The organism is Clostridia bacterium, from assembly GCA_016887505.1.
In the GTDB taxonomy this organism is placed as follows: Bacteria; Bacillota; TC1; order TC1; family UBA5767; genus UBA5767.
The window spans coordinates 2,480,281-2,494,077 of the sequence record CP069393.1; the positions used below are offsets into that span (position 1 = coordinate 2,480,281).

Below are 13,797 nucleotides of genomic sequence, written 5' to 3' on the forward strand. Positions count from 1 at the left end.
GATAAAAAATGATATAATTAACAATAGAAGGATTTTGAAAGGAGTTATTATGAATACAAAGAAAAAAGCGTTGGCATTATTGATGGTTATGTTCATAACGGTATCACTGATTGCCGGTTGTTCTAGTGCAGAAATAGCACTCTATAATGCTACGATGAAAAATGCAGAGATGTTGTCTTACGAAGACAATATGGAAGCAAAAGTATCCGTAGAGATTAGTGGTATGTCTGATGAGGATATGGCGGATATTCAGCCTATTTTGAATATCATTAATGCGTCATCCATTACCATGTCTCAAAAATTGATCACGAATGATGATCAGACCATGGTCAAGGGCAGAATCGATATGAATCTTATGAGCATTATGGGAGATATGCCGTTTACAATCTGGATGGACATTGATCTTTCAGGTAGTGATCTTACCTTTGAAGAGATTGTTAAATTACCCTCCCAGTTGACCGCGGAAATACCGGAGTTGGAAGGAAAAGAGTATATTGCAATTCGTTCCAATGTGATGAATGATGTATTGGGTATTGATTATTCTGGTGTATTGGAATCTAGCTTGGAATTTGAAGCGGACATGAAGGACATGGCCGCTGAGTTCATGCAAGACTGGGATTATTCAGGAAACTACCTAAGCAATACGGGTAGGGGTACCCTGGATGGTGAAACAGTAAAAATTTACAATCTTAAGATGAGTGATGAAGAAGCAAAAGATTGGTTAAATTATTTTATGACTTTTATCATTGATGAAGGCTATTTCACTTCCTTTATGGAAGGCTACGTAGGATTAATTGAGCAATCCATGCCCCAAATGGAAATGGGTAGTGAAGATGCTGTGGAAATACAAGAATTTGAAGAAATAATCAAAATGTATAGCTCTGATGAAACCAAAGAAGAGATGCTTGAGGCGATTGATGAATTCTTTGACATGATCGACGATGTCAACATCTTAGACGAAGATGGAATAGACATTACCTATAAGATTGATTCAGAAGGATACTTGGTAGCTACAGAAGGAACGATAGGTCTAAGCCTAGACGTGAAAGAGTTTAGTGAAGCGATTGATGAACCTTGGACGATGGAAGAAGAACCGGAAATTAATATCGTTTTAACCTTCAACGACAGAATTTCAAACATCAACGCTGTCGAGGAAATTGAATTTCCAGAACTGACCTTGGATAACTCTCTAGATCTTTACGATATGATGAGCGATACCATGGACGAAATGAAGGTCTTGGTAAATAACGAACGTGTTTACTATGACGAATTACCTCGCATGGAAAGTGGACGTACCTTGGTGCCACTAAGAAAAACAGCTGAAGCGATGGATATGCAAGTGACATATGACGATGCAACCCGGACGGTAACGGCTAGTAAAGAAGGCACAGAAATCAAGCTGACCATAGACCAAGATACAGTTTACGTGAATGGCGAAGCGGTGAAGATTGATGTACCGGCGAGAATGATCAATGGACGTACCTTGATTCCCCTTCGTTTCATTGGAGAAAATTTAGATTCAGAAGTACAATGGGATGCACCAAACAATGCGGTATGGATAACGAAAATGCAGTAATTGCATTGTAAAATGAATAATTATTAATAGCGAGAGGCGGTTGTACTTTTGTACAATCGTCTTTTTTTAAAAGGGAGTAGGGATTTTATCAATCTTATGCCACATGCTAAAACCTTTGTATAATTTATACCATTTTGGTATAATTATAAAGCGAAGAAATTGGGAAAATTGTAAAATCCGAAGATATATTTATAGGCGAAAGGAGTACAATATGCTATCAAATAAAGAGCAAACCATTATTGACAAACTGGCAAAGATGGCTGAAGAAAACAATCATATAGAACCAGATTTATATAAAAAATATGAGGTGAAACGAGGCCTCCGAAATGAAAATGGAACCGGGGTCTTAGTGGGTCTTACTTCTATTGCTGAAGTACACGGATACATCATCGTGGACGGTGAAAAAGTGCCGGATACTGGTAATCTTACCTATAGAGGGATTCCTTTGCGGGAACTTTGCCAAGGATTTCTTAAAGAAAAACGTTTTGGCTTTGAGGAAACCATCTACTTGTTGATGTTTGGAAGCTTGCCCAATAAAGAAGAATTACAGGATTTCAATGAAGCCTTGGGCAATCATCGCAATCTTCCAGATGGATTTGTAGAAAATATGATCCTTAAGAATCCTAGTACAGATATTATGAATAAAATTCAGCGCAGTTTGCTGGTGTCTTATTCTTATGATAATAATCCAGACGATATCTCGATTCGGAATATCACTAGACAAAGTTTGGATATGATTGCGAAGATGCCTGCCATGGTGGCCTATGGCTATCAGGCTAAACAGCATTATTTTAATAATGCTAGCTTATACATACACGCACCTAAAAAAGAATATTCCACAGCGGAGAATATCCTACATATGATTCGTCCAGACAATAAGTTTACAGCGAAAGAAGCAGAGCTGTTGGACTTATGTTTGGTAATTCATGCAGAACACGGTGGCGGAAATAACTCTGCCTTTACTACCTACGTTGTTTCCTCATCCGGAACGGATACCTATGCCGCACTATCCGCGGCGGTGGGTGCATTGAAAGGTCCGAAGCATGGTGGCGCCAATCGTAAAGTTCTTGAGATGATGGCGGATATCATGGGCAATGTGGAGGACTGGCAAAACGACACGGAATTGTACAAGTACTTGATGAAAATCGTTAAAAAGGATGCGTTTGATCAAACCGGATTAATCTACGGTATGGGACATGCAATTTACACGAGCAGTGACCCTAGAGCGGAAGTACTGGAACAAAAGGCCTTGGAATTGGCGGAAGAAAAAGGTCGTGTCGATGAGTTCAAACTCTACCAGAGCGTAGAACGTCTGACCAAACAGCTATTTAAAGAACTAAAGGGAGAAGATTTTGCAATCTGTGCAAATGTAGATTTTTATTCTGGTCTAGTTTATGACATGTTGAATATTCCAGGAGATCTTTATACACCAATCTTTGCGGTTGCTAGAACAGCTGGTTGGTGTGCACATCGTATTGAACAGTTGATTTCAGAACAAAAGATTATCCGGCCTGCCTATAAATCGGTATCAGGCAAGGGAGCCTATATTCCCATGGATAGTCGAAAATAAGAAATATATTTTGAAAAGGTGTGAAAAAAGGTTGACATAGATACCCCCAGGGGGTACAATGAGTACAGAAATTAGGAATACACAATAGATTCTAAAAGAAAAACGAGGTGAAGGATATGTCAATCGTACATGTAAGTGATGCAACTTTTAAAGAAGAAGTTTTAAATTCAGAACAACCAGTGTTGGTAGATTTTTGGGCAACTTGGTGTGGCCCCTGTAGAATGGTAGCACCAGTTGTAGAAGAAATTGCTGGCGACACGGAAGGTAAACTGAAGGTAGCCAAGTTGGATGTGGATGCAAATGTTGTGACCTCATCGGAATACAGTATCATGAGTATCCCAACTTTGATGGTATTTAAAGGTGGAAAAGTGGTAGACAAATTGGTTGGATTTATGCCAAAAGACGCCATGATGAATGTGATTAACAAACATATTAGCTAAATAAAAGAATTGCCTTCGGGCAATTTTTTTTTGTTTTTTAGCAGACCATACTCTGATAAAGTAAATTGTGACATTTCTGTGAATAGACTAATTTTCTATAGACAAGATATAGATGTGTGGTATACTCAAATATAGTTAGCCGGCAAAATAAATACTAAAGGATGGTACTATGCATAGAAATAGTTTATTGCACAATCTAGGCTATACATCTAGATTGGTGCACCGAAAATTGCATGAGAACCTCGAGGAACTAGGTTTGTACCAGGGTCAGCCACAGTTATTGGCCTTTCTCATGCACCAGGATGGCAGTAGTCAACGAGACATTGGAGAATGGATGGATATACGTCCGGCCACAATTACCAAGATGGTGGCACGAATGGAAAAGGCAGGTTTCGTAGAACGCAGGCGTGACTTAAACGATAAAAGGTCTATGCAGGTGTTCCTAACGGATAAAGCCAGGGAAACCATGCAAATATTACAAAAGGATATGCAAGAGCAGGAAGAAACAGCCTTTCAAGGCTTTACCGCAGAAGAAAAGTTACAGTTTAACGGGCTTCTTATGAGGGTTCGAGAAAATCTGGGTGTTACAGGACATCCTTGCAGGAGAAAAAATATATGAAGCAATTATGGGGATTATTGAAACAACTAAAGAATTACAAAAAGGCAGCCATCCTAGCACCGACTTTTATTATGGGCTCGGTTCTTATGGATTTGCTACTTCCTGCCATCATGCAGCGAATGATCGATATTGGCGTAGCGAACAAAGATTTGGGCTATATCGGAAAAATGAGTATTCTAATGTTGGGAGCAGCCATCGTGGGCCTTGTTTCGGGACTTGTGTGCAATTATTATGCTTCTATTGCGTCTCAAAGTCTAGGTGGAGATTTGCGGGATCAAGTATTTGGGAAAATTATGCGCTTATCTAGAGGGAACGTGGATAGGTTGGAGACCGGTCAGTTGATTACCCGGGCTACCAATGATGTGAACCAGGTTCAGCAGACAGTACTCATGGGATTAAAGGTAGCATTACGCGGGCCATTTTTACTCTTAGGTGGTTTGGCTATGGCGGTGGTAACTAGTCCTGGACTTACCAGAGTAATCGCCTTCATGTTGCCGATTCTCATTGTAGGGGTTGTTCTTCTTATACGCTTTGCCTTTCCCATGTTTTCGAAGGTCCAAGAAAGAATTGATGCTGTAAACGGCGTAATTGGAGAGAATCTTTCTGGTATCCGGGTTATCAAGGCTTTTGTGCGTGGCGATTTTGAGAAAAAGCGTTTTGGAAAGGTCAATGAGGATCTTTATCAGACATCTACGATTGCTTACCAACGCATTGCCCTGATGATGCCTCTTATTCTAATCGTCTCCAATATGGCTATTGTGGGTGCACTATATTTGGGTGGTGTGAATTTTGCAAATGGCAGCATTCAGATTGGTCAGATTCAGGCTTTTATCAACTATCTTGGCCTGATTATGATGGGGCTGATGATGATGGCCATGGTCTTGATGACGATTTCCAGAGCAGCAGCTTCGGCAAAACGGATACAAGAGATTCTTGACCAACAAAGTGATATCCAGGATATGGAAAAGGCCCTGCAAGAAGTAGATATTCGGGGCAAAATCGAATTCAAGAATGTTTGTTTTGATTACGATAAACATGGTGCAGACTGTGTGCTGAAAGATTTGAATTTCACAATAGAACCTGGTGAGAAAGTAGCCATACTCGGTGCTACTGGTTCCGGTAAGAGTACGCTTATTCATTTGATCCCTCGATTTTATGATGTGACGCAGGGACAGGTGCTAATAGATGATATTGACGTGAAAACGATTTCCAAAAGCGTTTTGAGAAAACAGATTGGTATTGCGCTTCAAGCACCACTTCTTTTTTCGGGCAGTATAGAAGATAATTTGCGCTTTGCCAAACCAGATGCTTCCTTTGAGGAACTTCAGCGTGGGGCGCAGATAGCCCAGGCCAATGAATTTATTGAGGCCATGCCGGATGGCTATAAGACTGAGCTGGGCCAGAAGGGGGTAAACCTATCTGGTGGACAAAAACAACGTCTTTCGATAGCGCGTGCGATCATTTCAGATCCGGCAATCTTGATTCTCGATGATTCAACCAGTGCAGTAGACGTTGAAACTGAGACGAAACTGCAAAAAGAGATGGAGGAAGTTTTGGCTGGACGGACTAGCATTACCATAGCCCAACGGATTTCTACCGTGCTTTTGGCAGATAAGATCTTGGTCTTGGACGATGGCATGTTGCGTGGAATCGGTTCTCATGAGGAGCTAATGCAAACCAGCGACATATATAGAGACATATACGAATCACAGTTGGGAGGAATAAATGATGGCCAATAAAGATATGAAAAAGAATTCGCCAAATATACGTTCGGGGCGTGGCCATGGTGGCCCAGCTTCTCGGTTCTCCCAAGAAAAACCAAAGCTTGAGAATCCTAGAAAGACGGTATTACGCCTTTTCTCATACATGGATGACCAGAAGATTATGATTTTTTGGACGACAATTTTGGTTGTTGTGACGACGGCACTGACCGTTTTTGCACCCATTCTGATGGGCAAAGCAGTAGATGATTATATCCTACTTGGTGACGTACCCGGCCTGGTGCAACTCTTGCTAGTTTTGAGCGCTTGTTATCTGGCAATCGGTTTGTTTACCTATATCCAAACCAGGCTTATGATTCGGGTGAGCCAGGTTGCAGTCAAAAGACTTCGGAATGAATTGTTTAGTAAGTTGCAGAGCTTTTCACTTCGCTTTTTTGATACACATTCACATGGCGATTTGATGAGTCGTATGACCAACGATATCGATAATATTTCGAATACCTTATCCCAAAGTGTTACCCAGCTAGTGTCGAATACGCTGACCTTGGTTGGGGTAACCATCATGATGTTTGTGATTAACTGGCAACTGGGCGCGATTACTGTTTTGATGATACCTGTTACGTTTATACTGATGGGTTTGGTAGGCAAAAAGACCAGAAAGAACTTTTCTTCTCAGCAAGGTAATTTGGGTAATATTAATGGTATGGTTGAAGAGTATTGCACTGGGCATCAGGTGGTCAAAGCCTATGGGCGTGAAGAGGCTGTCATAAAGGATTTCCAAGAGAAAAATCAGAAGCTGGTCAAGGCCTCCATTAAGGCACAGATTTATTCTGGTATGATGATGCCGCTCATGATTTTTTTGAACAACTTCAGTTACGCAGTAGTTATTTCAGCGGGGGCTGTGTTTTATGTCTATGGTTTACTGACCCTAGGTGTTATCACGATTTTCATGAACTATGCGAGACAGTTTGGGCGCCCCCTAAACCAGATTGCTCAGTTGTATAACACCATTCAACTGGCGATTGCTGGTGCAGAACGAGTATTTGAAATTATGGATCAAGAACCTGAAGTAAAAAATTCTAAGCAAGCGATTCAAGTTGAAAAACTAAATGGGAACGTTCGCTTTGATAGGGTGAATTTTGCTTATGATCCGGAAAAACCGATTCTTAAGGATGTGTCTTTAGAAGCGAAGAGTGGCGAAACCATTGCTTTGGTGGGGCCAACAGGAGCAGGCAAGACAACCATAATTAATCTTCTGACCCGGTTTTATGATATACAAAAAGGAAGCATTACGATTGATGGCCAGAATATTGTGGACCTGGAGAAGGAGTCGCTGCGAGAGAAGTTAGGCATTGTATTGCAAGATACCTATCTTTTTTCGGGTACTGTGCGGGAAAATATCCGCTATGGCCGTCTTACGGCGACAGATGAGGAAGTGGAAGAAGCGGCAAAATTGGCAAATGCGCATCTGTTTATTCACCGCTTGCCTGAAGGATATGACACGCATTTGACGGAGGAAGGAAGCAACTTGTCTCAAGGACAAAGGCAGCTTTTGGCTATAGCGAGGGCAATCTTAGCGAGTCCAGATATTCTAATCTTGGATGAAGCAACTAGTTCAGTCGATACGAGGACAGAGTCGCATATCCAAGAGGCCCTATTAAGACTTATGGAGGGTAGGACCAGCTTTGTAATTGCGCATAGATTAAGTACGATTCGTAAAGCAGACCAAATCTTGGTCATTGATGATGGACGGATTGTAGAGCGGGGAAGTCATGAGGAGTTGATGGACAAGCAAGGTTTCTACTACCGGATGATTCAATCTCAATACAAATCGAAGGCATCCTAGTTTGCCAAGAAATCGTTCATGCGTTAATATATTAGAAGCGTTTTGGAAAGGTGGGTAGATGAGTATGCAAAAAGTGATTGCTCGCATTAATGAGCTTTACCATAAGAGATTGGAAGAAGGCTTGACGCCGGAAGAACTGGAAGAACAAGAAAAACTGCGTCGCCAGTATATTGATAATGTGAAGCGTAATTTCCGTAAGGAGATTGGCAAAGTGAAAAAAGTAGATTCCTCTCACTGCTAGCGGGGGAGAATCTTAGGAAAACAAAATAGATAGTAGGAAAAAGGACTATGAGAGTTATAGTCCTTTTCCTTTGGACCAAATTTGGTAAAGGCCCTATCGAAGCAGTACCGGTTATGTAGCGATATGACGAAGAGGTATGAAAAAGGGGAATGTAGCAGTAATGTCGAATTACTACCATACACATAAAGATTATCTGTAAGGAGAATAGCATGAGTCTATATCGAAATATTTTGCAGAAAAGCCCCATTGGATATGCACTACATAAGAGAATCTGCGAGGACAATGAATCGGAGGCATACTACAAGGTTGAGGAAACAAATACAGCATTCTCCACGATTGTGGGCCTAAATAAAAAGGGAATAATTGGTGCTCGAAGTCAAGATGTCCTGTCTTCAAATTCGATGAATAAGATTTTAGACCGAGATGTTCATATTGCGACACATCGATATGAAAGGGAGGTACGGTTTAAATACTATTCTCAGGCTCTGAAAAAGTATTATACTGTTACGGCCTATAAGGAACAAGAGGGCTATATTGTTACTTTCTTGCATGAGTATGTAGAGGATAAATTGTGTGATAATTATTCCGTAAATGATATTCAAAAGCTTAATCACTGTGAGATCTTGGTAAACACGATTATGAATGCTCTTTTTGAAAAGAATAACAGAGAGATGCGTCATTCACAACGAGTCGGTTCATTATGTGAAGCCATCGCTAGGAGATTAGGGTTGGAAATGGAAGAAGTAAGTAAAATCAAGAACGCTGGCCTATTACACGATATTGGTAAAATCGCTGTCAGCAACTCGGTGTTGGATAAGACGGGTCCGTTAAATGAATTAGAATGGGCGGAAATTCGTGGGCATAGTATTTCTGGATACAATATATTGTGTGGAACACTTACATTTTCTGATGTTGCGAGTTTTATCCTCGACCACCACGAGAGATTAGATGGTTCGGGCTATCCCAATGGGAAAAAGGGGACAGAGATCTCCTTGGGTGCTCGCATAATTGCTGTGGCAGATTCTTTTGATGCCATGATTTCTCCGAGACCGTATTGTCAGGCAAAACGGGAAGAGGAAGCGCTTCTTAATTTGCAAGCTTGTGCTGATGCTTATTTTGATGCAGACGTCATACAGGTTCTCGTGGAGCTAGTTGGAAGAAATGAATGGAAAGCTAGTGCAATCCTGTAAGAGTCCTAGATGCTAGCAAGTGCTTCTTGCTATGCTAGATTAGATATTCGAAAACCCAAACAAAGAAGAAAAAGGAGTCTTGTGAACGAAGGTGGTAATAGCTAGGTATACTTGTCCCTGGAACAGGGACATTTTTTGTCGTTTTGCTTGTATCTTGGATGAGATTTGTTCTGTTTTGTCTGTATATATCAAGCTTATCAGAACTTAGGTGCGACAAGAGACATAGAATCTTATATAATGAGGGAAGAAAACAGACAGAAAAAGAGGTTAACATGCAAAAAAGTTTATCATCAAACAATTGGAATATTTGGGACGCCCTGATTGTTCTAGCAACAGTTGTCCTATTCCGAGCTATAACCCGATTGATTTTGGGGAATGTATCTACGGGCCTTTCTATGGGACCGGTACTTTTATTAGAATTTTTGGGCGGGTCTATTGGCCTAGGGGTAATCCATACATATATGCAGCATCATTATTACCGTTCCAGTTTGAAAATCAATTTGACTATGGAAAAGCCCTGGTGGTATGTCCAGATTGCATTGATATCAGGCATTCTTATGTTTGCTGTACTAACCTTGGGCTATTATTATTTATTATTGCTCCTGGGTGTGGATATTTCTTCCTTTTTTGCGGGGATTCGCCAAGCAAGTGGCGTCTTCAATAGAGCTACTGTCTTTATGGCTGTTTGCATCTTTTTCCCCCTGCTTACCGAGGTGGTCTACCGGGGCTACTTGTATTTGGCGATGGAAAAGCAATGGGGAAATGGGGTGGCTATGCTTGTGAGTAGTCTTTTGTTTTCATTGTTTTTTTTCAATTTTTGGTTGATGCCACCACTTTTTTTTGCTGGTATCGTTTTGGTTTTAGTTTATGAAATGACGAGTTCTCTATATACTTCGATTTTCTCTATGATGATATGGCAGGCGTTGACCATGGCCTATATCAATATTTTTTGAGGTGGGTTATGAAAAAAGTATTATTGATGACATTGTCGACTGGCGGAGGTCATAATTATGCAGCAAATTCCTTAGAGAAAAAGTTGAAGGAACTAGGTTTTGAAACGGCGGTAAGTGACCCCTTTAAGGAACAGGATAAGCTCTTGGATGTATTGGTCTCGGATGGCTATAAGCGTTTGGCCAAAACGACGCCTCAGCTTTATGGCCAGGTTTATCGGGTAGCGGATAAGAATAGACTAAATGAAGCTGCAATCAATATTATAAAGAAGAAATCGGAAAAAGGGATATTGCAGATTATTGAAAATCAGGTGCCGGATATTATTATTTCTACCCATCCTATTTTGACGTTTATCTTGGGTGCCCTTAAGGAATCCGGTAAGATAGATCTACCCTTAATCTCGGTTGTGACCGATTTTGAAGGCCACCACACATATACGGCGAAACATAGATTTATTGATGCCTACATTACGGGCAGTCAGCATACTAAGAAGGACCTGATGTTGCGCGGGGTTCCTGAAAACAAGGTCTTTCCGTATGGTATACCGATACGACAAGAGTTTTATGAGCCTAGACCAGAAAAAAATCCGGATGATTTGTTTACCATTTTATTGATGGGTGGCTCTATGGGTTTGAAGTTAATGGAAAAGGTGTTGGCTAGGATTGTGGCCATGCCTGTAATCATGCGCATCATCGTAGTTTGTGGCAATGATGAAGCCTTGCATAAGCGCTTGCTCAAAAAATACGGGGAAGGTTTATCTGAAAAGGAAATCGTGATACATGGTTTCTATACAGACATTGCTGGACTGATGGACCAGGCAGATTTGCTTATTTCGAAACCAGGTGGGCTTAGTGTATCGGAGGCGATTGCGAAAAAGATGCCGATGCTAATTCCCTATCTGATTCCTGGGCAGGAAGAGGACAATGCGGATTTCTTAGATGCGGAAGGTGCTGCCATTAAGGTTGAGGATATATCGCATATTCCTTCAATTATAATGCTGATGTTGGAACAGCCATATATCTTGAAAACGATGCAAAAGAATATGGAGAGTATTGCGGATACGCATTCATTGTCTGCGATTATGGAGATAACCCAGAATCTAAGCCAACAGAAAACTAGTAAAAATGAGAAGCGTCTTCCTGTTCTCATCTTTTATAACGGCCTGTTTAGTTCTAATGCTGATGCGGCGGTGGCCTTGGAAAATCAGATGAGTAGAAACGGGATGGACGTCCTGTCGATGGACCTATTTCAGCATGTTGCTCCTAGATTGCATAGGGGGATCTATTTGTCCTTAAGTAATTTAGCGGGACACCTAACGATTCAGGAGAGTGTCTTGCGGGGAACAAGATTTCGGTCTGAAAATGTGGAGGATCTATTTTCTCGCATATTTTTCCCCATGTTTAGACGGGTGATTCGTCAGAAAAAGCCTAGTGTCATTATATCCCTGTATCCGGAATTGGCCATTTTATCTTCGAGCTATAAGCAACATTATGGCGGGAAATATAAACTGATTTTGGCTGTTACCGAGATGCCGAAGAATCGTTCTTGGCTAGTTCGTGGGGTGGATGCCTATATTGCTGCGGATTCAGTTATTGAACAGAGGTTAATCGACTTAGGAGTTGATAGATTAAAATTGCGCAAGGCCAACCTGCCCTTTGAGAGAACGAAGGAAGAGCATCCTCCGGCCTTATTCAATGAGCATATGCCGACCTTGGTCTTGTTCGGTGATTATTTGGAAAGGCTGGAGCAACCGAAGAAGTTTTATGACTGGTTGAATGATTCTGGCTGGCAAACCATTATGGTAACGGGTGGAAAGCGTTCACTAAGCCGCTCAATTGGAAAAGGGTACACAAATATTCATGAGTTGCGTGAGGTGGAAAGTATTCAGGAGATACTGGGGCATGCAGACTTATTGGTGGCAAAACCCCTGTACATTACAGCATATGAGGCGCTTCTCAATTGGACGCCATTTGTGGCTTTTACCAAGAAGAAGCAGCCCATGCTGGAAATTGTCCAAAAGACGGCGATGCAGGTATCGAATACAGATGAGTTGAAGAGTATTTTGAAGACATTCATTGCTTCTAGTGAGATGCGCAAGGAGTGTATGGAGCGCATTGAAGGGGTAAGAAAAGAGTATGAGCAGGATAGTACATATGTAAAGGTAGCCATTGAGCTGCTTAAAAAAGTTGAGGACGGCAATACAGCCGGATAGGGGGCAAGCTATGCTGAATAAGAAATCGACGTATACGGTAACGGCCAGTGATTTAACCCAAGATGGGGACGGCGTAGCCCGGATCGATGAGTTGGTAGTATTTGTACCGGGACTGTTGCCTTTGGAAAAGGCGCATATCCGGCTTAAGAAAATTAAGAAGAGTTATGCCCTGGGGGAATTGGTGGAGATTCTTGAAAAGAGTCCTTACAGGGTGAAGCCACCGTGTAGATTTTTTCCTGAATGCGGGGGATGCGATATTCAGCATCTAACCTATTCAGCTCAGTTGGATTTGAAGAAGAATCAGGTAGGCCAGGTTTTGGCGCGTATTGGTGGCTTGGAAGATATAACAGTAAGACCGGTTATAGGCATGGATGATCCGCTACGCTATAGGACGAAGATTCAATTTCAGGTGAGGGGACATGAGCTTGGTTTTTTTGCTAAGAAGTCCAAGCGTTTTGTAACAATCAAGGAATGTTTGTTGATTCCTGGGGATATGAGTGAACTTAAGAGGCAGCTTGAGACTTTTCTTGCCAAGCATTCACTTCAAGTCAATAGGGTGGTCATCAAGAAGAGTATTAAAAACTCTAATTTTATGGTGATTCTGCATGGAAAGGTGCCAACGGGAAGCGTACTCAAACGCATGAAGGATTCTTGTCATGAATTGCGTAAGGTTGTGAGTCTGGTTTGGTTTGATAGTGAGGAGCATAAATACTATCACCTAAGTGGAGATGACTATATTGAAGAAAACATCTTAGGCTTTACCTTCCGGATTTCACCGCTTGCTTTTGTGCAAGTAAATCATAGTCAGATGCAGGCCCTGTATGCTTATGCATTAAATAAGGCTGCCATAACCAAAGAAGACCAAGTATTAGACCTTTACTGCGGGATGGGAAGTATTACTTGCCATATAGCCAAGAGAGCTGGTGAGGTTATAGGCATAGAAGTGGTGCATTCTGCGATTAGAGATGCTGAGCTAAATGCAAAATTGAATCATATCGACAATGCCCGTTTTCTCTTGGGCAAGGTGGAAGAAATCCTCCCAGAGAAGCTTCCTAAAGATTTCCATCCAGATGTCATCTTTCTAGATCCACCCAGGTCTGGCGTTGAAGCAGAAGCCCTACAAGCAATACTAGATGCTGGCCCGCGTGAAATACTATATGTATCATGTAATCCTGCCACACTAGCAAGAGACCTGAAGCTTCTACTAGAGACCAACCAATACCAGATCGTGGATGTGCAACCATTTGATATGTTTACGCAATCGACACATGTGGAGACGGTAGTAAAACTACAACGCCAGAACCCTTGATTTTACTGGAGTTCAAGCACTTTTATGACTTCTTTAGTTTTAGCAAAAATAGCGAAAATTACCCCCAAAAAGACCTAAAAAGGAGTATCAAAATCAAAATTGCAATATGACCTGGTACGTGG

The 13,797-nt window shown here is 41.4% G+C and carries 11 protein-coding genes; all 11 read left to right on the forward strand.

Annotation, left to right across the window (positions count from 1 at the left end):
• Nucleotides 1-49 precede the first annotated feature (49 nt).
• Nucleotides 50-1,576, forward strand: coding sequence for a copper amine oxidase N-terminal domain-containing protein (locus tag JR334_11735; protein ID QRN85601.1), 1,527 nt, complete (start codon nucleotides 50-52; stop codon nucleotides 1,574-1,576).
• Between the two features lie 211 nt (nucleotides 1,577-1,787).
• Nucleotides 1,788-3,146 carry a citrate/2-methylcitrate synthase gene (locus tag JR334_11740; protein QRN85602.1) on the forward strand — a complete coding sequence of 453 codons (1,359 nt, stop codon included), beginning with the start codon at nucleotides 1,788-1,790 and terminating at the stop codon, nucleotides 3,144-3,146.
• 116 nt (nucleotides 3,147-3,262) lie between these two features.
• Nucleotides 3,263-3,586 carry a thioredoxin gene (trxA, locus tag JR334_11745; protein ID QRN85603.1) on the forward strand — a complete coding sequence of 108 codons (324 nt, stop codon included), beginning with the start codon at nucleotides 3,263-3,265 and terminating at the stop codon, nucleotides 3,584-3,586.
• Between the two features lie 169 nt (nucleotides 3,587-3,755).
• Nucleotides 3,756-4,205, forward strand: a complete 450-nt coding sequence (locus JR334_11750) for a MarR family transcriptional regulator (GenBank protein ID QRN85604.1) — start codon at nucleotides 3,756-3,758, stop codon at nucleotides 4,203-4,205.
• Nucleotides 4,202-5,944, forward strand: a complete 1,743-nt coding sequence (locus JR334_11755; protein ID QRN85605.1) for an ABC transporter ATP-binding protein — start codon at nucleotides 4,202-4,204, stop codon at nucleotides 5,942-5,944. Before JR334_11750 ends, JR334_11755 begins: the two co-directional genes overlap by 4 nt.
• Before the next feature lie 4 nt (nucleotides 5,945-5,948).
• Nucleotides 5,949-7,772, forward strand: a complete 1,824-nt coding sequence (locus JR334_11760; protein ID QRN86928.1) for an ABC transporter ATP-binding protein — start codon at nucleotides 5,949-5,951, stop codon at nucleotides 7,770-7,772.
• A gap of 58 nt (nucleotides 7,773-7,830) precedes the next feature.
• Complete coding sequence (locus JR334_11765; protein ID QRN85606.1) at nucleotides 7,831-8,013, forward strand: DUF896 domain-containing protein; 183 nt, start codon at nucleotides 7,831-7,833, stop codon at nucleotides 8,011-8,013.
• Nucleotides 8,014-8,222: 209 nt separating this feature from the next.
• Nucleotides 8,223-9,203, forward strand: coding sequence for an HD-GYP domain-containing protein (locus tag JR334_11770; GenBank protein ID QRN85607.1), 981 nt, complete (start codon nucleotides 8,223-8,225; stop codon nucleotides 9,201-9,203).
• 272 nt (nucleotides 9,204-9,475) lie between these two features.
• Entirely contained in the window at nucleotides 9,476-10,156 is a 681-nt protein-coding gene (locus JR334_11775; GenBank protein ID QRN85608.1) for a CPBP family intramembrane metalloprotease, read from the forward strand.
• A gap of 8 nt (nucleotides 10,157-10,164) precedes the next feature.
• Nucleotides 10,165-12,366 (forward strand): hypothetical protein, encoded by a 2,202-nt coding sequence (locus tag JR334_11780; GenBank protein ID QRN85609.1) that lies wholly within the window; start codon nucleotides 10,165-10,167, stop codon nucleotides 12,364-12,366.
• 10 nt (nucleotides 12,367-12,376) lie between these two features.
• The gene (gene rlmD / locus JR334_11785; protein QRN85610.1) at nucleotides 12,377-13,675 is read left to right on the forward strand and encodes a 23S rRNA (uracil(1939)-C(5))-methyltransferase RlmD; all 1,299 of its coding nucleotides are present in this window, start codon (nucleotides 12,377-12,379) and stop codon (nucleotides 13,673-13,675) included.
• Nucleotides 13,676-13,797 lie beyond the last annotated feature (122 nt).

Excerpts from the sequence above, each read along its gene's own strand:
- JR334_11735 (QRN85601.1), top strand. The coding sequence starts at position 50 with ATGAATACAAAGAAAAAAGCGTTGGCATTATTGATGGTTATGTTCATA.
- JR334_11775 (QRN85608.1), top strand. The coding sequence starts at position 9,476 with ATGCAAAAAAGTTTATCATCAAACAATTGGAATATTTGGGACGCCCTG.
- JR334_11760 (QRN86928.1), top strand. The coding sequence starts at position 5,949 with ATGAAAAAGAATTCGCCAAATATACGTTCGGGGCGTGGCCATGGTGGC.
- JR334_11765 (QRN85606.1), top strand. The coding sequence starts at position 7,831 with ATGAGTATGCAAAAAGTGATTGCTCGCATTAATGAGCTTTACCATAAG.
- JR334_11740 (QRN85602.1), top strand. The coding sequence starts at position 1,788 with ATGCTATCAAATAAAGAGCAAACCATTATTGACAAACTGGCAAAGATG.
- JR334_11750 (QRN85604.1), top strand. The coding sequence starts at position 3,756 with ATGCATAGAAATAGTTTATTGCACAATCTAGGCTATACATCTAGATTG.
- JR334_11755 (QRN85605.1), top strand. The coding sequence starts at position 4,202 with ATGAAGCAATTATGGGGATTATTGAAACAACTAAAGAATTACAAAAAG.
- JR334_11770 (QRN85607.1), top strand. The coding sequence starts at position 8,223 with ATGAGTCTATATCGAAATATTTTGCAGAAAAGCCCCATTGGATATGCA.
- JR334_11780 (QRN85609.1), top strand. The coding sequence starts at position 10,165 with ATGAAAAAAGTATTATTGATGACATTGTCGACTGGCGGAGGTCATAAT.
- trxA (QRN85603.1), top strand. The coding sequence starts at position 3,263 with ATGTCAATCGTACATGTAAGTGATGCAACTTTTAAAGAAGAAGTTTTA.
- rlmD (QRN85610.1), top strand. The coding sequence starts at position 12,377 with ATGCTGAATAAGAAATCGACGTATACGGTAACGGCCAGTGATTTAACC.